17 protein-coding genes and 1 pseudogene are annotated in these 19,874 nt (G+C 59.9%); 12 read left to right on the top strand and 6 right to left on the bottom strand.

What is annotated here, in order from left to right; all coding sequences use genetic code 11:
* Positions 1-380: 380 nt before the first annotated feature.
* From OKW98_RS01520 to OKW98_RS01490, 7 genes are all read left to right on the top strand, one after another.
* A complete protein-coding gene (locus tag OKW98_RS01520; RefSeq protein WP_265387687.1) occupies positions 381-1,361 on the top strand; it encodes a phosphate ABC transporter substrate-binding protein PstS family protein in 981 nt (326 codons plus the stop codon).
* Positions 1,362-1,545: 184 nt separating this feature from the next.
* Positions 1,546-3,831 (top strand): ABC transporter permease subunit, encoded by a 2,286-nt coding sequence (locus OKW98_RS01515; protein ID WP_265387686.1) that lies wholly within the window; start codon positions 1,546-1,548, stop codon positions 3,829-3,831.
* Positions 3,832-3,846: 15 nt separating this feature from the next.
* Positions 3,847-5,517, top strand: a complete 1,671-nt coding sequence (pstA, locus tag OKW98_RS01510) for a phosphate ABC transporter permease PstA (protein WP_265387685.1) — start codon at positions 3,847-3,849, stop codon at positions 5,515-5,517.
* A gap of 103 nt (positions 5,518-5,620) precedes the next feature.
* On the top strand, positions 5,621-6,454 hold the full coding sequence (pstB, locus tag OKW98_RS01505; RefSeq protein WP_265387684.1) for a phosphate ABC transporter ATP-binding protein PstB: 834 nt from the start codon (positions 5,621-5,623) through the stop codon (positions 6,452-6,454).
* A gap of 51 nt (positions 6,455-6,505) precedes the next feature.
* Positions 6,506-7,264, top strand: a complete 759-nt coding sequence (gene phoU, locus OKW98_RS01500; protein ID WP_122534192.1) for a phosphate signaling complex protein PhoU — start codon at positions 6,506-6,508, stop codon at positions 7,262-7,264.
* 173 nt (positions 7,265-7,437) lie between these two features.
* On the top strand, positions 7,438-8,343 hold the full coding sequence (locus OKW98_RS01495; protein ID WP_265387683.1) for a response regulator: 906 nt from the start codon (positions 7,438-7,440) through the stop codon (positions 8,341-8,343).
* Positions 8,344-8,584: 241 nt separating this feature from the next.
* The gene (locus OKW98_RS01490; protein WP_265387682.1) at positions 8,585-9,493 is read left to right on the top strand and encodes a peptidoglycan DD-metalloendopeptidase family protein; all 909 of its coding nucleotides are present in this window, start codon (positions 8,585-8,587) and stop codon (positions 9,491-9,493) included.
* Between the two features lie 95 nt (positions 9,494-9,588).
* On the opposite strand, the gene OKW98_RS01485 is transcribed toward OKW98_RS01490, so the two are convergent.
* The 3 genes from OKW98_RS01485 to phoB form a co-directional block, all read right to left on the bottom strand.
* A complete protein-coding gene (locus OKW98_RS01485) occupies positions 9,589-10,929 on the bottom strand; it encodes a hemolysin family protein (RefSeq protein WP_265387681.1) in 1,341 nt (446 codons plus the stop codon).
* A 100-nt stretch (positions 10,930-11,029) separates the two neighbouring features.
* Positions 11,030-12,289, bottom strand: a complete 1,260-nt coding sequence (phoR, locus tag OKW98_RS01480; protein ID WP_265389623.1) for a phosphate regulon sensor histidine kinase PhoR — start codon at positions 12,287-12,289, stop codon at positions 11,030-11,032.
* 90 nt (positions 12,290-12,379) lie between these two features.
* Positions 12,380-13,069, bottom strand: a complete 690-nt coding sequence (gene phoB, locus OKW98_RS01475; RefSeq protein ID WP_065988205.1) for a phosphate regulon transcriptional regulator PhoB — start codon at positions 13,067-13,069, stop codon at positions 12,380-12,382.
* A 170-nt stretch (positions 13,070-13,239) separates the two neighbouring features.
* On the opposite strand from phoB, the gene OKW98_RS01470 reads away from it, so the two are divergent.
* Positions 13,240-13,620 carry a hypothetical protein gene (locus OKW98_RS01470; protein WP_265387680.1) on the top strand — a complete coding sequence of 127 codons (381 nt, stop codon included), beginning with the start codon at positions 13,240-13,242 and terminating at the stop codon, positions 13,618-13,620.
* Positions 13,621-13,655: 35 nt separating this feature from the next.
* On the opposite strand, the gene ubiA is transcribed toward OKW98_RS01470, so the two are convergent.
* Both ubiA and OKW98_RS01460 read right to left on the bottom strand, forming a co-directional pair.
* A complete protein-coding gene (ubiA, locus tag OKW98_RS01465; RefSeq protein ID WP_265387679.1) occupies positions 13,656-14,546 on the bottom strand; it encodes a 4-hydroxybenzoate octaprenyltransferase in 891 nt (296 codons plus the stop codon).
* A complete protein-coding gene (locus OKW98_RS01460) occupies positions 14,546-15,124 on the bottom strand; it encodes a chorismate--pyruvate lyase family protein (protein WP_265387678.1) in 579 nt (192 codons plus the stop codon). Before OKW98_RS01460 ends, ubiA begins: the two co-directional genes overlap by 1 nt.
* Before the next feature lie 595 nt (positions 15,125-15,719).
* On the opposite strand from OKW98_RS01460, the gene OKW98_RS01455 reads away from it, so the two are divergent.
* From OKW98_RS01455 to OKW98_RS01440, 4 genes and pseudogenes are all read left to right on the top strand, one after another.
* Positions 15,720-15,887 (top strand): rubredoxin, encoded by a 168-nt coding sequence (locus OKW98_RS01455; RefSeq protein ID WP_002555879.1) that lies wholly within the window; start codon positions 15,720-15,722, stop codon positions 15,885-15,887.
* Positions 15,888-15,921: 34 nt separating this feature from the next.
* On the top strand, positions 15,922-17,070 hold the full coding sequence (locus OKW98_RS01450) for an NAD(P)/FAD-dependent oxidoreductase (protein ID WP_265387677.1): 1,149 nt from the start codon (positions 15,922-15,924) through the stop codon (positions 17,068-17,070).
* Between the two features lie 188 nt (positions 17,071-17,258).
* Positions 17,259-17,528, top strand: a pseudogene (locus tag OKW98_RS01445) (HU family DNA-binding protein); the annotation flags it as partial.
* A gap of 327 nt (positions 17,529-17,855) precedes the next feature.
* Positions 17,856-18,242, top strand: a complete 387-nt coding sequence (locus tag OKW98_RS01440) for a helicase (RefSeq protein ID WP_265387676.1) — start codon at positions 17,856-17,858, stop codon at positions 18,240-18,242.
* A gap of 204 nt (positions 18,243-18,446) precedes the next feature.
* Here the strand turns inward: OKW98_RS01440 and OKW98_RS01435 are convergent, their stop codons facing one another.
* Positions 18,447-19,835 (bottom strand): aminoacyl-tRNA deacylase and HDOD domain-containing protein, encoded by a 1,389-nt coding sequence (locus OKW98_RS01435; RefSeq protein ID WP_265387675.1) that lies wholly within the window; start codon positions 19,833-19,835, stop codon positions 18,447-18,449.
* Positions 19,836-19,874 lie beyond the last annotated feature (39 nt).

The raw sequence follows: 19,874 nt of genomic DNA, 5'->3' as shown, positions 1-19,874 counted from the left end.
ACAACTTTAGGCGAATATCTTGGATGGGTGATCGCCATACAGTGAGTCTGGATCAGCGCGAGCGATTACGGTAGATTGAATCGCGATTTCAGATTTTTCTCTTATCGCGCTTTCAATACACCGGTTCCGACTAGTAAGCACTTCACCTGACAATTACGAATCGGTGCGCGCGGTAAAAAATACGCTGACCTGATAGTGGACTTGCCATGTGGGCGCACTCAAGCGTGTGCAGACACGCTGATTAATGACCTGCCACTGACTCTGGAAAGGAGTGCATGTTTTTCTGGATTTCATGGATCTGTCACAATTCAGACATAGAGTAGTCACATGGCCATCACTCTCCCCCCGGGCCGGCACCCTAATCTCGCCAGGAGCAAGGCATGACACTCAAGCGTTTGATGACTGCACTGACTTTTGCCGCTGCTGGCTTAACCACTGCGGCTGCGGTTGCCGCCGTCGATCCGGCGATCAAGCCCTACATCAAAACCAGCGGTGTTTCGGGCACCCTCTCAAGCGTGGGCTCCGACACGCTGGCCAACCTGATGACCATGTGGGCCGAGGCCTATAAGAAAGAATACCCAAGCGTAAACATCCAGATTCAGGCCGCCGGCTCATCAACAGCGCCGCCTGCACTGACCGAGGGTACTGCCACCCTGGGGCCCATGAGCCGCAAGATGAAAGATGGCGAGCTGTCCGCCTTCGAGCAGAAGCACGGCTACAAGCCGACAGCCATACCCGTGGCGGTGGATGCCTTGGCAGTGTTCGTCCACAAGGACAACCCTATCAAGGGCCTGACGCTGCAGCAGGTTGACGCGATCTTCTCCGCGACCCGGCTGTGCGGCGCCAGGACCGATGCAAAAACCTGGGGCGATGTAGGCGTGACGGGGGATCTGGCCGGCAAGGCCATCCAGCTGTTCGGACGCAATTCGGTTTCCGGCACCTATGGTTATTTCAAGGAAGAGGCGCTGTGCAAGGGCGACTTCAAACCCAACGTCAACGAACAGCCCGGCTCTGCGTCGGTGGTCAGCTCCATCAGCAATTCGCTGAACGGCATTGGCTACTCGGGTATTGGTTATAAAACGTCCAGCGTGCGCACCGTACCCCTTGCGAAAAAAGAGGGCGGCGAGTTTGTCGAAGACAACGAAGCCAACGCGCTGAATGGCACTTACCCGCTGGCACGCTTCCTTTATGTGTACGTCAACAAAGCGCCGAACAAGCCGTTGAATCCGCTCGAAGCCGAGTTCGTCAGATTGATCCTGTCAAAACAAGGTCAGGAAGTTGTCATGAAAGACGGGTACATTCCGTTACCAGCCAAGGTCGTCAGCAAAGCCTTGGCTGATCTGGGGCTACAAGAACGGTAGCGAGCACGCTGCCAGACAACCCTGATGCGGGGTGACAGGTTCGTCCCGCCATAAACGACAAAGGCCTTATGGAACGAGGCTCGCAGAACACTGAACAGTTCGTTGCCTCGATTCAGGGGCGGCGGGCTTTTTTGCGTCACCTCGCTGTCATGTATTTGTCATACACAGCGACTACGGTGTGCGCATGAATGATTTGGCCAATTCATCAATGACCGAAAACCCCCGTCCCGAGCGCATCGATTTCAATGCGCCCGAGCTGCAACGCAAGCGCAGGATTCGTGCGCTCAAAGACCGTCTGACGCGTTGGTACGTGTTAGTGGGCGGTCTTGCCGTGTTGGCCGCCATCACGCTGATATTCTTCTATCTCGCCTATGTCGTCGCGCCGTTGTTTCAGGGTGCGAAGCTGACGCGCGACGACGCTCAGACGCCTGCCTGGATGCAGGATGCGGGCAAGCCCATGGTCCTCGTTATCGAAGAGCAGAATCAGGTCGCCATGCGCGTGTCCGACAAGGGCGAAGCGCTGTTTTTCCATCTCAAGGACGGCGGCGAAATTTCCCGCGTGACCTTGCCGATCCCTGCTGGCGCGAAGGTCACGTCGGTAGCGCAGGATCAGCCCGGCAAGCCCCTGATCGCGATCGGCCTGTCCAACGGCCAGGTGCTGGTTTTCAAGCACGCTTACCCGATCAGCTATCCCGACAACAAAAAAACCATCACGCCCACGATTACCTATCCCTACGGCGAGACGCCGCTGGTACTGGACGAAGGAGGGCGGGTCCTCGAGCACGTCAATCTGAGCGCCAGCGACACGACCCTGATGCTGGCCGGTGCAACCGGTACGCAGTTGCACGTGTTGTCGCTGACCCAATCCGAAAATTTGATGACCGGCGAAACCAATCGCGAGCAGAGCCGAGTCGACCTGCCGCAGCTGTCGGCGGCGGTCAAAGCCATTTATATCGACCCGCGCCAGCAATGGCTGTACGTGATCAATGGTCGCGCGTTGGTGGATGTGTTCGACCTGCGGGACCGCACGCTGAATGGCCGCTACAAATTGCTTGAAGACGCCAACGCCGAAACCACCGCCAGTACGCAATTGGTGGGTGGCATCTCGCTGGTGATCGGCAGCTCCCGAGGCAATATCGCGCAGTGGTTCATGGCGCGGGACGTCGATGGCGAGATGCGTCTGCAGCACATTCGTGACTTCAAAATGAGTGGCGCGCCGATTTCACAGATCACCGCCGAGCAACGCCGCAAAGGCTTTATTGCCATGGACACCTCCGGCAAGCTCGGCGTGTTCCACAGCACCGCCCACCGCACGCTGTTGATCGACCCGATTGCCAGCGGCCCGGCGGTGATGGGTTTGTCGCCGCGGGCGGATCGGATCATTGTTGAAGACAGCGGCAAGCTGCTGCCCTTGAGCCTGGACAATCCGCACCCGGAGATTTCCTGGAGCGCGCTGTGGGACAAGGTCTGGTACGAAAACTACGACGAACCCAAATACGTCTGGCAATCCACCGCGTCCAACAGTGATTTCGAACCCAAGCTGAGCCTTGCGCCGCTCACCTACGGCACGCTCAAAGCCGCGTTCTACGCCATGCTGCTGGCTGCGCCGATTGCCGTCGCCGCTGCTATCTACACCGCATACTTCATGGCGCCGCGCATGCGCCGCAAGGTCAAGCCGATCATCGAACTGATGGAAGCGATGCCGACGGTGATTCTTGGCTTCTTCGCCGGGCTGTTCCTGGCGCCGTATCTGGAAGGGCACCTGCCGGGTATCTTCAGCCTGCTGATCTTCACCCCCATTGGCATATTGCTGGCCGGGTTTGGCTGGACGCGCCTGCCTGACTCTATTCGCCTGCGTGTGCCCGACGGTTGGGAAAGCGCGATTCTGATTCCGGTCATTCTGCTGATTGGCTGGGTCTCGCTGAGCATGAGCCCGCACCTGGAGAGCTGGTTCTTCGGCGGCGACATGCGCTCGTGGATCACCAACGATCTGGGCATCACCTACGATCAGCGCAACGCATTGGTGGTCGGAATCGCGATGGGTTTTGCGGTCATACCCAACATTTATTCGATTGCCGAGGACGCCGTGTTCAGCGTGCCGCGTGGTCTGACGCTCGGCTCACTGGCCCTCGGCGCCACGCCTTGGCAGACGCTGATTCGCGTGGTGATTCTCACGGCGAGCCCGGGGATTTTCTCTGCGCTGATGATCGGCATGGGGCGCGCCGTCGGCGAAACCATGATCGTGCTCATGGCCACCGGCAACACGCCGATTATGAACATGAACCTGTTCGAAGGTATGCGCACCCTGGCGGCCAACGTGGCGGTGGAGATGCCCGAGTCGGAGGTAGGCGGCAGCCATTATCGCGTGCTGTTTCTCGCCGCTCTGGTGCTGCTGATGTTCACATTTGTCATGAACACCTTGGCGGAGCTGATTCGTCAGCGCCTGCGCAAGCAGTATTCGTCTCTTTAGGGCAGGTTGAAACCGATGAAGCAGACCTCCCTCAAGCGATGGTTCAACAGTGGCGGCCCCGGTGTCTGGCTGAGCGCGGGTGCGGTGTCCATCGCGGTGATCATGACCATCGGCTTGCTGGCGGTGATCGCCGTGCGCGGGCTGGGGCACTTCTGGCCTGCCGATGTGATTTCCGCCCAGTACGATGTTCCCGGGCAGGAAAGCCACGTGCTGGTGGGTGAGCTGGTTCAGTCTGAACAAGTGCCGCGCGCCAGGCTCAAGGCCGCCGGGCTGCCAGTCCCTGATCAGGGGCCCGAGTTCATGACCCGCGATTTGTTCAAGGTCGGCAACCGGGATGTCAGCCCCAGCGATTTCAACTGGGTCATTGGCGAGTGGCTCAAGGATCAGCGCAAGCCAGCGGAATTGATGACACTGGAGCGCCGCGAGTGGGGCAACTTTTACGGCTATCTGCTCAACGTCAAGGAAGACGGCAAAGTGGTCGCGGAGGGCGAAGCCGCATGGCCGCAACTGCAGGCGCGTATCGAGCGGGTGCAGGGCATCTCCGATCAGCTGGACGACCTGGAGAAGGGCGAGATCGGCGCGATCAACCACGGCATCGAGCGGCTGCGTCTGCACGCGCGCAAGCTCGAGCTCAACGGCGAACTTGATGCAGCGGCCCAGGCCGACATGGCCATTGAGCGCGCCGAATACGAAGCGCGCTACAAGGACGTCGAGTCGCGCCTGGGCGCGTTGCACGCCGAATACAATCGCGACAGCCTGACGGCCCGTGACGCCAACGGCAAAGAGATCGAGATCAGCATCGGCAAGGTGGTTCACGCGTATCAGCCCAACGCTATGGGCACGATGACCAAGCTGGGGTTCTACTTCCAGAAGCTCTGGGAGTTCCTCAGCGACGACCCGCGCGAGGCCAATACGGAGGGCGGGATTTTCCCGGCGATCTTCGGCACCGTGATGATGACGCTGATCATGGCCGTCTTCGTGACGCCCTTCGGCGTGCTCGCCGCTGTGTATTTGCGTGAGTACGCACGCCAAGGCGTAATGACGCGCTTGATCCGCATTGCCGTCAACAACCTCGCGGGTGTTCCCGCTATCGTCTACGGCGTCTTCGGGCTTGGCTTTTTCGTTTACGTGCTGGGCGGTTCTCTGGATCAGCTGTTCTTCCCCGAAGCCCTCCCGGCGCCGACCTTCGGCACGCCCGGCTTGCTGTGGGCGTCGTTGACGCTGGCGCTGCTCGCCGTGCCGGTGGTGATCGTCGCCACCGAAGAAGGTCTGGCGCGTATCCCGCTGACGTTGCGCGAGGGCTCGCTGGCCTTGGGCGCCACCAAGGCCGAAACGCTGTGGAAGATCGTTTTGCCCATGGCCAGCCCGGCCATGATGACGGGCCTGATTCTGGCGGTGGCACGGGCGGCGGGTGAAGTGGCGCCGCTGATGCTGGTGGGTGTGGTCAAGATGGCGCCTTCGTTGCCGTTGGACGGCAATTACCCGTATCTGCACCTCGACCAGAAGATCATGCACCTGGGTTTTCATATTTACGATGTCGGTTTTCAAAGCCCCAACGTCGAGGCTGCGCGCCCGCTGGTGTATGCCACGGCACTGTTGCTGGTGCTGGTGATCGCGCTGCTGAACCTGTCGGCGGTGACGATTCGCAACCGCCTGCGCGACAAGTACAAGGCGTTTGAAGACTGAGTCAGCTACAAGCTTCAAGCGGCAAGCTGTAAGTCGCGTACCGTATCTGCACCACACTTGCAGCTGGCAGCTCAACGCTGGCAGCTACGAACGGAGAGAGACCATGCAACAGGAACCCCACGCCCACGGCATCAACATGTCGGCCCTGGGTCGCAAGCGCCAGGTGCTGGATCTGGCGAACGAAGCCGTTGCGCTGGAAGTGCCGGGGCTGGATCTCTTCTATGGCGAGAAGCAGGCGCTGTTCGACATCCGCATGAACATCCCGAAACAACGCGTCACCTCGTTCATCGGGCCGTCCGGGTGCGGGAAGTCCACGTTGCTGCGCACCTTCAACCGCATGAACGATCTGGTGGACGGCTGCCGAGTACAGGGCGAGATCAAGCTCTATGGCCACGACATCTACACTAAAGGCGAGGACGTCGCCGAGTTGCGTCGCCGGGTCGGCATGGTCTTCCAGAAGCCCAACCCGTTCCCCAAGACCGTTTACGAGAACGTGGTCTACGGGCTGCGCATTCAGGGCGTGAACAAAAAGCGCGTGCTCGACGAAGCCGTCGAGTGGGCCTTGCGTGGCGCCGCACTGTGGGACGAGGTCAAGGACCGCCTGCACGAGTCGGCGCTCGGACTTTCCGGTGGTCAGCAGCAACGTCTGGTGATCGCCCGCACCATCGCCGTCGAACCCGAGGTGCTGCTGCTCGATGAGCCGTGCTCCGCGCTCGACCCGATTTCGACCCTGAAAGTCGAAGAGTTGATCTACGAACTGAAATCCAAATACACCATTGTGATCGTTACCCACAACATGCAGCAGGCGGCGCGCGTATCGGATTACACCGCGTTTCTGCACATGGGCAAGGTGGTCGAATACGGGGACACCGATACGTTGTTCACCAATCCGACCAAAAAGCAAACTGAAGACTACATAACCGGTCGTTACGGCTAGCACGTGTTTCGTCAGCCTTGAACCACCGCGCAATCAATCGGACGGACACTCATGATCAAAGACAGCCATACACATCACATCTCCCAGCAGTTCAACGCTGAACTGGAAGAAGTTCGCAGCCACCTGCTGGAAATGGGTGGTCTGGTCGAGAAGCAGGTCAACGACGCGGTCACCGCCTTGATCGAAGCCGACTCGGGCCTGGCCCAACGGGTGCGTGAGGTTGACGACCGCATCAACCAGATGGAGCGCAACATCGACGAAGAGTGCCTGCGCATCCTGGCCCGTCGTCAGCCTGCTGCCTCCGACCTGCGTCTGATCATCAGCATCTCCAAGTCGGTTATCGACCTTGAGCGCATCGGCGATGAGTCCACCAAGATCGCCCGCCGTGCGATTCAGCTGTGCGAAGAGGGTGAGTCGCCGCGCGGTTACGTCGAAGTGCGCCACATCAGCGATCAGGTCAGCAAGATGGTGCGTGACGCACTGGACTCGTTCGCCCGCTTCGATGCCGATCTGGCGTTATCGGTCGCGCAGTACGACAAGAACATCGACCGCGAGTACAAGACCGCATTGCGTGAGCTGGTCACCTACATGATGGAAGATCCGCGCTCGATCTCCCGCGTGCTGAACGTGATCTGGGTCCTGCGTTCGCTGGAGCGCATCGGCGATCACGCGCGCAACATCTCCGAACTGGTCATCTACCTCGTGCGCGGTACCGACGTTCGTCACCTGGGCCTCAAGCGCATGCAGGAAGAAGTCAAAGGCCTGACCGCCGAAAGGATTAATGTTCTGGACAAGCCTGACGATAAATAAGATTGCCTGAGAAAAAACGCCTGGCGACCGCCGGGCGTTTTTGTTTTTCCGGTCTGCCCGTATTTTTCAAGTCACCCGCGAATAAAAGTCCCGGTGTCGTCAAACAGTTTGGCAGCTGGCCACCCGCCAGCGAATGCTCGCCATTTACGGTGAACACGCCATCAGGAGCGTCGATGAGTAAAGTCAGTGTATTGGTGGTGGATGACGCACCGTTCATCCGCGATCTGGTCAAGAAAGGCCTGCGCAACGCGTTTCCAGGAGTTGCTCTGGAAGACGCAGTCAACGGCCGCAAGGCGCAAGTCCTGCTCAGCCGTGAAGTGTTTGATCTGGTGCTGTGCGATTGGGAAATGCCCGAAATGTCCGGGCTGGAATTGCTGACCTGGTGCCGCCAGCAGGACAACCTGAAGACCATGCCGTTCATCATGGTCACCAGCCGTGGCGACAAGGAAAACGTGATTCAGGCGATCCAGGCCGGCGTCTCTGACTTCATCGGCAAGCCGTTCACCAACGAGCAACTGCTGACCAAGGTCAAAAAAGCGCTGCACAAGGTCGGCAAACTCGAGGCGTTGATGTCCAGTGGTCCGGCCCGCGTCAATGCCGCATTTGCCAATGACTCGCTCAGCGCTTTGATGGGTAATCGGCCTGAGGTCGTCAACACGGCACCCGCTGCGTCGGCTGCACCGCAGGCCGCTCAGCCTCAGGTCCAGCCTACGGCCAATGCCGCTCCCGCCGCCGCACCTACGGGTCGTGGCCAGGGTCAGTTGCGTCTTCCGAGCGGGATTCAGCCCTGCGTGATCAAGGCGCTGACGCTCAAGGAAGCGTCGCTGCTGGTCCGCCGTGGCGAGGTGCTGCCGCAGATCCTCGAGAGCGCCGTGCTCGATCTGGAGCAGGGTGAAAACGCCGAGGTCGCGCGTCTCAATGGCTATCTGCACGCGATTTCCGCGTTCGAGCAGAAGCCAGACAGTGATTGGCTGCAGGTGACTTTCCGATTCGTCGACAAGGACACCCAGAAGCTTGATTACCTGTCGCGCCTGATTGCCCGTGGCACAGCGCAGAAGCACTTCGTGCCGGGTGCCTGATTGGCAAGCCAGTTCGCTGCGCTCGCGCGCAGCGTCTGGACGATGGGCATGTCAGCGGATGCGAAGAACGGCCTGACGAAACGCACTATCACCCAGCATAGAAATTGCAATTCCGATCGCGCCCCTGGCTGACGCGATTTCCTTGACGCTTCGTCTATTACCGATTGATTCGGATGAGTCCAATTTCGTCGGCATCGCTGTTAGGCTGGGCGCCAATCGTCCACTCACCAGGTCTATCCCGATGTTCGAGCGCGTGCTGGTTGTCTGTGCCTTACTGCTGGCCACGCAGACCGCCGGAGCGGTCACGATCTATCGGTTCACCGATGCCAATGGCGTGGTGTCGTTTACCGACCAGCCTGTACGCGGCGCGCAGGTGATGAAGCTTCGCGAGCGCATGGTCGAGCGCATCGACAGCCAGGTGCGCCTGAGCGTCAAGAAGGCCAACGGCAGCGACAGCCTGTACGTGCGAAACGACCTTTACGCGCCCGTTGAAGTCGAACTGCGTCTGGCCGGGGTGAAGAACGTGGTCGGCGTATCGGATCAGGTTATTCGCCGCACGATTCCAGCGCGCAGCAACGAACGTCTCATCGCCCTCAGCCCGCAAGTCGCCAGCAAGGCCATGGCCTACAAGCCCAGTCTGCGATCAATCGTGGGCGACCCACAGCGGGGCGTCTCGGCGGGTGGATTCGCCTATCGCTATCCGTTGCCGTGGGTGGGCGGGCCGTTTCGCATCAGTCAGGGCGCCAATGGGTCCTACAGCCATATAGGCGCCAAGAGCCGCTACGCCATCGACATTGCCATGCCCGAAGGCACGCAGATCATCGCGGCGCGGGGCGGTACTGTGATCAAGACGGAGAATGCCCAGTCGGGCCGAGGCGAAAATCCATCGGGCAACTTCGTGCGGATCCTGCACGACGACGGCACGATGGGCGTTTATCTGCATTTGCAGCAGGGATCGGTGAGCGTCAAGGAAGGCCAGCATGTGGCAGTGGGCGCGCCGCTCGGGCGCTCCGGCAACACCGGCAACAGCACCGGCCCGCATTTGCACTTCGTGGTGCAGCGCAACGTCGGGCTGGCGCTGGAGTCGATCCCTTACGAATTCTCGCAGCCGGTCCAGAGCCTGCCCAACTTCGCGATTGGCGGGAATTGATCATCTGCCGCTGACCTGTAGGAGCGTGGCTTGTCCCGCGATCTGGCGCGCAGCGGCAGCAAAATGGCACAACCGAGACCCGGCCAGCGGCAAGATCAATCCAGCTTCAGCACCTTCGCCAGCACGATCTTCGGGCCTTTCATCTTTTTGATGATGATGCGCAGGCCTTCGACTTCCATGACTTCCTCTTCCTCAGGCACGCGCTTGAGGCTGTCGTAGATCAGGCCAGCCAGGGTTTCAGCTTCCACGTGGTCCAGATCGATGCCCAGCAGGCGCTCGACCTTGAATAGCGGCGTATCCCCGCGCACCAGCAGCTTGCCCGGCTGATAGGCCAGAATGCCGCGCTCGGCCTTGCGATGTTCGTCCTGAATGTCGCCCACCAGCACTTCCAGCACGTCTTCCATCGTCAGGTAGCCGATGATCTTGCCGTCGGCTTCTTCGACCAGCGCAAAGTGCGCGCCGCCCTGACGGAACTGCTCCAGCAGGCGCGACAACGGCATGTGCTTGGACACGCGCTCCAGCGGCCGCGTGAGCTCGGCAAGGTTGAAGGACTCGGGAAGGTGATCCAGCGCCGCCAGCTCCAGCAGCAGGTCCTTGATGTGCAACAGACCCACAAACTCATTGCGGTCCGAGTCATACACCGGGTACCGGCTGAACTTGTGCCGGCGGAACATCGCAAGGATTTCCTTGAGCGGGGCGTTGAATTCCAGCGAGACCATGTCTTCGCGGGAATTTGCCCAGTCCACCACTTCCAGCTCGCCCATTTCCACGGCGGAGGCCAGTACGCGCATGCCTTGGTCGCTCGGGTCCTGACCGCGGCTTGAGTGCAGGATCAGCTTGAGCTCTTCACGGCTGTAATGATGCTCGTGATGCGGGCCGGGCTCGCCCTGGCCTGCGATGCGCAGAATGCCGTTGGCACTGGCGTTGAGCAGGTAGATGGCCGGGTACATCGCCCAGTAGAAGAGGTACAGCGGCACCGCCGTCCACAGCGACAACAGCTCGGGTTTGCGAATGGCCCAGGATTTCGGCGCCAGTTCACCCACCACGATGTGCAGGTACGAAATCATGAAAAAGGCGCTGAAGAACGACACGCCTCTGACGACCTCGGGCGACTCCACGCCGACTGTCTCGAGCAGCGGCGCAAGCAGGTGCGCGAACGCCGGCTCGCCGACCCATCCCAGTCCCAGCGACGCCAGCGTAATACCCAGCTGGCAGGCTGACAGATAAGCATCCAGCTGGCTGTGAACGGTGCGCAGAATGCGTCCGCGCCAACCGTTTTTCTCGGCAATGGACTCCACGCGGGTGGAGCGCAGTTTGACCATGGCGAACTCGGCCGCAACGAAGAATCCGTTGAGCAGAACCAACACCATTGCGAAAAGAATCATGCCGAAATCGGCGAAGAGTGAAGCCAGGCTAATACCAGGGGAAGGGTCCATGATGGGGTTTTGCAGGTTCCGTTTTGAAGTGTGGAATGAAACACGCCCTCACAATTGGAGGGCACAAGGGACGCAATTTAGCGGCTATCTGCTGGCTTGCCTAGGCTTTGGTCATCTGGGCCGGGGCAAAGTTGCAGATAAACACACTGCCCTTGCCGGGGACGCTGTTGATTTCCAGTGCCGCGCGGTGGCGCAGCAGCACGTGCTTGACGATCGCCAGGCCCAGGCCTGTCCCGCCGGTGTTTGATGCGCGGCTGGAGTCGACGCGGTAGAAGCGCTCGGTCAGGCGCGGAATGTGTTTGCTGTCGATGCCGATGCCGGAGTCCTGCACACTCAGGTGCGCGCCACGCCCGTCACTCCACCAGCGGATACGGATCTTGCCCTCGGCCGGTGTGTATTTGACGGCATTGAAGATCAGGTTGGAGAACGCGCTGCGCAGCTCCGCCTCGCTGCCCTTGAGGCTTACGTCGCTTTCCAGGTCCAGAGTGATCTGCTGATTCTTGCTTCCCGACAGGGCTTGAGCATCGTTGGTGATGCTTTGCAGCAGCGACGACACGGCCACGGGCTGGTTATCGGACGGGTAATCGGTGGCTTCCAGCTTGGCCAGCAGCAACAGGTCGTTGAGCAGCGTCTGCATGCGCCCGCCTTGCTGATGCATTTGCTGCAACGCCCTGACCCAGCGCGGATTCACTTCCTCGACGTTATCCAGCAGCGTCTCCAGATACCCGCAGATGACCGTCAACGGAGTGCGCAGCTCATGGGACACGTTGGCGACGAAGTCTTTGCGCATTTGCTCCAGCTGATGCATGCGCGTCACGTCGCGCACCAGCATCAAATGCTCGTTGTTGCCGTAGCGGGTGATCAGCATCTGAATGCGCAAGCGGTCATTGACCGGCGAAGGGATTTCCAGCGGTTCGACGTAATTAGCGTGTTCGAAGTACTCCTTGAACCGCGGGTGGCGGACCAGATTGGTCACCGGCTGACCGCTGTCCTGGGGCGTCTTCAGGCCCAGCAAGGTTTCGGCGGCGCGGTTCCACCATTCCAGGTTGCCGTCGCTGTCGAGCATGATCACCGCATCTTTCAGCGCGGCAGTGGATTCCTGGACACGGTCGATAACCGCTTGCAGGCGGCCACGCACGCGCTGATCGCGACGCTGCAGATGGTAAATGCTGTCGAACACCTCACCCCACAAGCCATAGCCATCGGGTGGCGGCTCGTCGGGTTTGTGATGGCGAAGCCAGTCGTGCAGGCGCAACAGCTGTTTGAGGGTCCAGGCCAGATAAAGCCCCAGACCGATTGCCAGACACCCGCCGTAATGCCCGCTGATCAAACCGGCCAGCAGCGAGACTGTGACCAACATCAGCAAGTGGCGGATCAGGGTGCCATGCCAGTTGTGATTCAATTAACGCGTCCTTGTCTTCAGCGGTCTGAATCGCTGCCAAAAGCTTTTTCAGCTTTTGGTGGAGAAACGGTAGCCAGTACCGCGGACGGTTTGTACCAGATTTTCGTAAGCCTCGCCGAGGGCTTTGCGCAGACGCCGGATGTGGACATCCACGGTGCGCTCTTCCACGTAGACGTTTCCGCCCCAGACCTGATCGAGCAACTGCCCGCGGGTATAGGCGCGTTCCTGATGGGTCATGAAGAATTGCAGCAGGCGGTATTCGGTCGGGCCCATCTCGGCAGGGGTGCCGTCGATGGTCACGCGGTGGCTGATCGGGTCCAGCAGCAGACCGCCCACTTCGATCGGCGATTCGCCATCGTTCGGGGCAGCCCGCCGCAGCACGGCCTTGAGCCGGGCGACCAGCTCGCGGGGAGAGAAGGGTTTGGTGATGTAATCATCGGCGCCGACTTCAAGACCCTGGATCTTGTTGTCCTCTTCGCCTTTGGCCGTGAGCATGATGATCGGGATGTCACCGGTCAGCTCGTCACGCTTCAAACGACGTGCCAGCTCGATGCCGGATGTGCCGGGCAGCATCCAGTCGAGCAGGATGAGGTCCGGCTTGCGGTCGACGATAACGGCGTGGGCCTGTTGCGAATTCTCAGCCTCAATGCAGTCATAGCCGGCCATTTCCAGTGCGACGGCAATCATTTCGCGAATGGGCGCTTCGTCGTCGACGATCAGAATACTCCTGCCAGCCATGCCTCGAACCTCATGTCATTTAACTGTCTTGGGGCGCATTAGATAACGGAATTATTGCAGTCGTGTGACAGGTTAGTTCGAGCTAGGCGTATTCGCCGATCTAGCGCTAAGCTGGCGACTTGTCCTACAAGAAATGTCTATCCAGCGACAAACAAAAAGAGGATTCACCTATGGCTAAAATTTCTTCCGCTCTGGCGAGCCTTTTGGCTGCAGCCGCGTTGGCGTCCTCCGGCATGGCCTTCGCTGCCGCGCCAGCGATGACCATCGACGGCATGCTCACTGATCATAAAAGCATGACCCTTTACACCTACGACAAAGACACATCGGCGGGCAAATCCGTCTGCAACGACCAATGCGCAACCAACTGGCCGCCGCTGATTGCCACAGCAAGCGACAAGCCTATGGGCGACTGGACCATCATCAAGCGCGATGACGGTGCTTCGCAGTGGGTTTACAAGGGCAAGCCGCTTTACACCTTCAAAAATGACAAAGCCGCTGGCGACAAAACCGGCGACGGCAAGGGCGACGTCTGGCACATCGCCAAACCGTGATCTGAGCCTTCGAGCGCTGCGTTGGTCCGAATCGGTCAGCGCAGCGCGTAGTCCAGCACGATACCGACAAAAATCGCCAGCCCCGCCCAATGGTTGTGCAAAAAGGCCTTGAAGCAGGCTTGCGGGTCTTTGTCCCGCGTCGACCAGAACTCCCAGGCAAAGCATCCCGCCGCTACCAGCAGGCCGATGAAGAAGTACAGGCCCAGCTCGAAGCGCGTACCCGCCAGCATCAGGCAGAACAACGCCAGGCATTGCAGCGTCAGGATGATCACCCGATCCGCGTCGCCGAACAGCACGGCGGTGGATTTCACCCCGATCTTCAAGTCGTCCTCGCGATCGGTCATCGCGTAATACGTGTCGTATCCCACCGTCCACAGCAGATTGGCGATGTAAAGCAGCCAGGCAGCAGCGGGCAGCTCGCCGGTCTCCGCCGTGAATGCCATCGGCATGCCCCACGAAAACGCCGCGCCCAGCACCACTTGCGGGTAGTAGGTGTAGCGCTTCATGAAGGGGTAACACGCAGCGAGCGCTAGACCGCCGAAAGACAGCCAGATGGTCGTCGCGTTGGTGAATAGCACCAGCACAAAACTCAGCCCCACCAGCACGGCGAATAGAATCAGTGCTTCTTTTGGCGTCACCCTGCCACTGACCAACGGCCGCTGCTCGGTACGTTTGACATGGCCGTCCACCTTGCGGTCGGCGAAGTCGTTGATCACGCAGCCCGCCGCGCGCATCAGGAACACGCCAACGACGAAAATCAGCAGCGTGCTCAGAGACGGCGAGCCTTTGCCTGCGATCCAGACGGCCCACAACGTTGGCCACAGCAACAGGTAAATGCCGATGGGCTTGTCGACGCGCGTGAGCTGGACGAAGTCCCAGGCGCGCGGGTACAGACGGTTAAGGGATTTGAGCAACGACAGGTACATCAGCGGCCCTCTTGGGCGTGCAGCGGAAGGTTGGCTTCGATCGCGCGCCATGCCGTGGGCAGAAACACTTCCGCCACCAGAATGCTTAAAGCCCCCCGGCTGAAACAGGAGCGACGTCCCCACAAGCCCTGCTGTGCGTCAGTCTGGGGCAGCCATTGCGCAGGATAGTGGCAGACCTGCAGCGGGCCGCGGGCGAAGGCTTTATCGCTGAACAGTAACTCGCCCAGCGACCGGGTGCCGAGTTCGTCCATGTGCAGGCCGTCATGCTCCAGTGCAGTTCGCCCAGCAACGCTGCGGGCAAACACCCACTTTTCATCGTGGCCCAGTAGATAGACTTCCCGCACCCAGCCTTCGCTGCCCTCAGGCAATTGCAGCGCGGCACACTCATCTTCACGCAGATCCTGCCAGCCTTCGAACTGCGGCTTGACGCAGAAGCGGTTGTCGGAGAGCCGGTTCAGGCGTCGTGTCAAAGAATCTTCGTGGAACAGCCACTCAAGAACGACAGGCGAGGGTGCTTCGAGCAACTGATCGCGCAAAAGCCACTCGGGCGCTGGAAATGCAGGGGTTTGCTGGATCACGGGAGACAGATATCGGCGGCAATCGAGGCGGCGAGCTTAACATGATTGCGATGTTTGACAGACGACCGGAGTACCCGCCATCTTGCGCTGAGGCTCCCGACGCCTTCCCGGCTAAAGCCAGTCCTACCGGGATATGCGGTGTATTTGTGGGACCGGCTTCAGCCGGGAAGAGGCCGGTGTGTGCGCTATCAATCTTGCAGCGTGGCACCCGACGCTTTCCCGGCTAAGCCGGTCCCGCAGGGATATGCGGTGTATTTGTGGGACCGGCTCTGACCGGGAAGAGGCCGGTGTGTGCGCTATCAATCTTGCAGCGTGGCACCCGACGCTTTCCCGGCTAAGCCGGTCCCGCAGGGATATGCGGTGTATTTGTGGGACCGGCTTCAGCCGGGAAGAGGACGGTGTGTGCGCCATCAATTTTGCGGAGTGTCGCCCGACGCCTGCCTGGCTACACCAGTCCTGCTAAAAACGCTCGTTGTGAATCGATGAAACTTGCGTCATGGCGCTGTGATCAGTAAAAGGCCTGACCCATTCGATAAACTTCGCGACGACAGCGGAGCGTCTGGGACGTCTAGCCTGAAACCAAGAGAACCGATCAATGAAAAAGTGGCAATGCATAGTCTGTGGCCTCATCTACAACGAAGCCGACGGTTGGCCTGATGACGGCATCGCGCCGGGCACGCTCTGGCAGGATGTGCCGGAAGACTGGCTGTGCCCTGACTGCGGCGTCGGCAAAATGGATTTTGAGATGATCGAAATCGGCTGATCCGCCGACTTCCACCACCCCTCTGGAGAAATGAATGAACGCACCCGTCGTGATCATCGGTACCGGGTTGGCCGGCTACAACCTCGCTCGCGAATTTCGCAAGCTGGATGGCGAGACGCCGCTCTTACTGATCACCGCCGATGACGGCCGTTCATACCCCAAGCCGATGCTCTCCACCGGCTTTGGCAAAAAGAAGGAAGCCGACGGCCTGAGCATGGCCGAGCCGGGCGCGATGGCCGATCAGCTCAAGGCTGAAGTGCGTACGCACACCCGCGTCAGCGGTATTGATCCAGGCCACAAGCGGCTCTGGATCGGCGAGGAAGCGGTCCCCTACCGTGACCTGATTCTGGCCTGGGGCGCGGAAACCGTGCGCGTACCGGTGGCGGGTGACGCTGCCGAGGCCATATTCCCGATCAATGATCTGGAGGACTACGCGCGCTTCCGTGCCGCAGCCGCCGGCAAGAAGCGGGTGTTGATCCTCGGCGCAGGCCTGATCGGCTGCGAGTTCGCCAATGACCTGATCCTGGGCGGCTACGAAATCGACCTGGTTGCGCCGTGCGAGCAGGTGATGCCGGCGCTGTTGCACCCTGCGGCTGCCGCAGCATTACAAGCCGGGCTGGAAAGCCTGGGCGCGCGTTTCCACCTCGGCCCTTTAATGACACGGCTTGATCGTGCCGACAACGGGCTCGAAGCGCACCTGTCCGATGGCGAGGTGCTGCATTGCGATCTTGTGGTGTCAGCCATTGGCCTGCGCCCCCGCACTGATCTCGCCGCAGCGGCGGGCCTTGAAATCGGGCGTGGCGTTGTGGTGGATCGGCATTTGCAGACCTCCCACGCAAACATCTATGCGCTGGGCGATTGCGCTGAAGTCGATGGGCTGAACCTGCTTTACGTCATGCCGCTGATGAACTGCGCCCGAGCATTGGCGCAAACCCTCGCTGGCACGCCCACACCCGTCAAATATGGCCCAATGCCGGTCACGGTGAAAACGCCGGTTTGCCCGCTGGTTGTGTCTCCGCCGCCCAAGGGCTCGGAGGGTGTCTGGACCGTGGAAGGTGGGAGCGCCGACATCAAGGCGCTGTGCCGCGACGGCGACGGCAACCTGCTGGGTTACGCCCTGACAGGCGCTGCGGTGATGGACAAGCTTGCCTTGAACAAGGCTTTGCCCCCACTGCTTGCTTGATTAACAGTCGTTCTGTCGGATAAGCCATCTTTTAGTTGAAACAAACGTGGCTTGCGTACTGGCGCGGGTCCCGGTGGCGTGCCATTCTCATTCCGGTCTGCCGCAACGTAGAGCTGTTGCGGCACCTGCTCGCTGTCCGCAAGGGCTGCACGGGACATAAAAACAAAAAACCGTAAAAGAGGCTTCATATGCGTAAACCAGAACTGGCAGCGGCTATTGCCGAGAAAGCAGATCTCACCAAAGAACAAGCCAATCGCGTCCTCAACGCCGTGCTCGACGAAATCACCAACGCGCTGCACAAGAAGGACAGCGTCACGCTGGTTGGCTTCGGTACTTTCTTGCAACGCCATCGTGGCGCCCGCACCGGTAAGAACCCTCAGACCGGTGAGCCCGTCAAGATCAAGGCCAGCAACACGGTGGCATTCAAGCCGGGCAAGTTTCTCAAAGACAGCGTTAATCCGGACGCGGCAAAGCCAGCGAAAGCTGCCAAGCCGGCTGCAGCCGCCAAAGATGCCAAGCCCGCCAAGGCAGCGGCGGCAAAGGCGCCTGCAGCAAAGAAAAAGTAATTCGCTGAGCGCTCTGCGGAGGGCGAGCAGCATGGAAATGGGCATACCGATCAGTCGGCATGCCCATTTTTTTGGCCGGCGAATCAACCTGCGCTGCTCGGCGCGTTGCGTCTGCCCCGCCACTTTGCGACTGACCGGTTCTGCTTGCTCATCGCACAACCAGGCTCGCTACACTGCGATCGGTCATCCTGACCGCCGCTGATCCCATGAGGCCCACGCATGAAGTTTCGTTTTCTACTCTGGATGTTGGGCCTGTTGATGGCCCGCGCCAGTCGCAACAATCCCGCCTTCCAGCAGCAACTCGCGGGGAAGGATCTGGCTTTCCAGTTGCAGACGGCTGACGGCAAGATCGCCCGGCATTTCATCGTGCGCGATCAACGCGTCAAGAGCCGCGCTGGCACCTTTGCGGCGCCTGCTTTCGTGATTGCTTTCAAGGATGCCGCTTACGGCTTCGCCACAATGCAGGCCCGGAACAAGCAGCTCGCTTTCATGCAGGGCATTCAAGACAAAAACATCCTGGTCACCGGCAACGCCGGATTGGTGATGTGGTTTCAGGGGCTGACAAAGTATTTGAAGCCGAGGAAGAAGAACAAGGTCGCGGGCTGACCGACGAAGCCTGTGGTTTAACAGAATCAGTACAGAATTGGCTGCAGATCCAACGTCTGATAAAGACCCCGCCCCCTGCATGACTCTGTAGGAGCCGGCTTGCTGGCGAACGCGGTATGTCAACTATGAACATGCCGACTGACACAATGCATTCGCTAGCAAGCCGGCTCAGTTGCCCCTTAGTCTCACTCGAGCACTTCGAAATCAGCTGAACTGCGCGGCCAGTTCGCGCAACATCACTTCTGCCTCCAGCACTTTCTTCACGACGTCCTGAGCTTTCTCGCGAGAGAGCTTCAGGCGCTCGAGCAGTTCGTCCGGAATGCTTTCCATGGGGCCTGAGCCGATGCCTTCCTTGCGCAGCAGCCTCACTGCCAGGCACACCAGGTTCGCATACTTGTAATGCTCGCCTGTGTAGTGCGGGTCGTGCTGAAAGCGCAGTGCAATGACCAGCTCCTCCGGCATGTCCCAGTTGCGCATCAGCCAGGAGCCAATCTGCTCGCGAGTGATGCCCAGCAGGTGCTGCTCGACATAGCTGTGATGCAGATGCGGATTGACTTCGATCTGGCGGCAAATCAGCGAAAAGTGCGGCGGGAACACATGCGCCAGCAGCAGATAACCGAAGTTGTGCAGCAAGCCGGCGAGATACGTCAGGCCACTTTCCGGACGCTCGGCACGGGGCATGGCGCGGGTCAGGCCTTCGATGATCGCAGCCGTGTAGATCGACTGCTGCCAGTAAGGGGTTGCCTGCTGCGGATGATCCTTGGGCAGCGCCAGGGTTTTGCCCAGCGCCAGACCGAGCGCCAGATTGATCACCAGATCAAAACCCAGCACGCGAACGATGGCATCTTCCACCGAGCGAATTTTGCCGGCCGAACCGTAATACGGGGAGGCCGCCCAGCTCACGACCTGTGCCGCCAATGCCGGATCGGTTTCGACTACGCCAGTGATGTCGTCGATGGTAGCGTCGGGGTCGACACGCAGCTTGATGATCTTCTGCGCCGTGTCGGCCAATGGCGGGATTTCCACCGTGGATTCCAGACGCTGCTGAATGCGCCGGGCGGTGAAATTCTGTACGGCTTTGGTGATCTCCTCGCGGTCGTCATGGGGGCGCGTGAGGTTGGGCGTCACAGACGTCACCGGTTCACCGAAGCGGGCGGCGCTGGCCTTGGTCAATAGCGTCTTGAATTCTTCGCTGTTGATTTCCAGCAGCAGGCCCGGCTCGCCGGAATCGATCAGAACAGTAGGGCCGGACAGAATGCGCTCTTCATACAGGCAAGGCGAGCTGGTCAGCGAAGGGAGACCGGGTAACGTGCCGAGGTCATGTTTTCTCAGCATGAGGTCGAGCGACTCTTTCGGAACCGCTTTCAACTTGCGGCCGGTCAACTCGGTGATACGACTGAGATCAAGCAACTGGTTCTGCGGAAACAGGATGAACAGCGCGCCAACGGAGTCGTCGACCAGAATGGCCTGAACCTTCTGGGCAACCGGCAGAGACTCGTCGTCAGTTACTTCACGGAAGTTGAGTTTGCCGAGCAACTGCCGGATAACAGAAGGGCAGTGTGGGCTTGTGTCGATGTGGGCAACTTCTGTCATGGCCTGTATCCAGATTCCTACAATCGCTGAAGTATAACC

The organism is Pseudomonas sp. KU26590, from assembly GCF_026153515.1.
In the GTDB taxonomy this organism is placed as follows: Bacteria; Pseudomonadota; Gammaproteobacteria; order Pseudomonadales; family Pseudomonadaceae; genus Aquipseudomonas.
This window is presented reverse-complemented; position numbering and strand designations above follow the sequence as displayed.

What these genes read in the sequence shown, in the direction of transcription:
- OKW98_RS01520 (WP_265387687.1), top strand. Translation starts at nt 381, where the DNA reads ATGACACTCAAGCGTTTGATGACTGCACTGACTTTTGCCGCTGCTGGC.
- OKW98_RS01515 (WP_265387686.1), top strand. Translation starts at nt 1,546, where the DNA reads ATGAATGATTTGGCCAATTCATCAATGACCGAAAACCCCCGTCCCGAG.
- pstA (WP_265387685.1), top strand. Translation starts at nt 3,847, where the DNA reads ATGAAGCAGACCTCCCTCAAGCGATGGTTCAACAGTGGCGGCCCCGGT.
- pstB (WP_265387684.1), top strand. Translation starts at nt 5,621, where the DNA reads ATGCAACAGGAACCCCACGCCCACGGCATCAACATGTCGGCCCTGGGT.
- phoU (WP_122534192.1), top strand. Translation starts at nt 6,506, where the DNA reads ATGATCAAAGACAGCCATACACATCACATCTCCCAGCAGTTCAACGCT.
- OKW98_RS01495 (WP_265387683.1), top strand. Translation starts at nt 7,438, where the DNA reads ATGAGTAAAGTCAGTGTATTGGTGGTGGATGACGCACCGTTCATCCGC.
- OKW98_RS01490 (WP_265387682.1), top strand. Translation starts at nt 8,585, where the DNA reads ATGTTCGAGCGCGTGCTGGTTGTCTGTGCCTTACTGCTGGCCACGCAG.
- OKW98_RS01485 (WP_265387681.1), bottom strand. Translation starts at nt 10,929, where the DNA reads ATGGACCCTTCCCCTGGTATTAGCCTGGCTTCACTCTTCGCCGATTTC.
- phoR (WP_265389623.1), bottom strand. Translation starts at nt 12,289, where the DNA reads ATGTTGGTCACAGTCTCGCTGCTGGCCGGTTTGATCAGCGGGCATTAC.
- phoB (WP_065988205.1), bottom strand. Translation starts at nt 13,069, where the DNA reads ATGGCTGGCAGGAGTATTCTGATCGTCGACGACGAAGCGCCCATTCGC.
- OKW98_RS01470 (WP_265387680.1), top strand. Translation starts at nt 13,240, where the DNA reads ATGGCTAAAATTTCTTCCGCTCTGGCGAGCCTTTTGGCTGCAGCCGCG.
- ubiA (WP_265387679.1), bottom strand. Translation starts at nt 14,546, where the DNA reads ATGTACCTGTCGTTGCTCAAATCCCTTAACCGTCTGTACCCGCGCGCC.
- OKW98_RS01455 (WP_002555879.1), top strand. Translation starts at nt 15,720, where the DNA reads ATGAAAAAGTGGCAATGCATAGTCTGTGGCCTCATCTACAACGAAGCC.
- OKW98_RS01450 (WP_265387677.1), top strand. Translation starts at nt 15,922, where the DNA reads ATGAACGCACCCGTCGTGATCATCGGTACCGGGTTGGCCGGCTACAAC.
- OKW98_RS01440 (WP_265387676.1), top strand. Translation starts at nt 17,856, where the DNA reads ATGAAGTTTCGTTTTCTACTCTGGATGTTGGGCCTGTTGATGGCCCGC.
- OKW98_RS01435 (WP_265387675.1), bottom strand. Translation starts at nt 19,835, where the DNA reads ATGACAGAAGTTGCCCACATCGACACAAGCCCACACTGCCCTTCTGTT.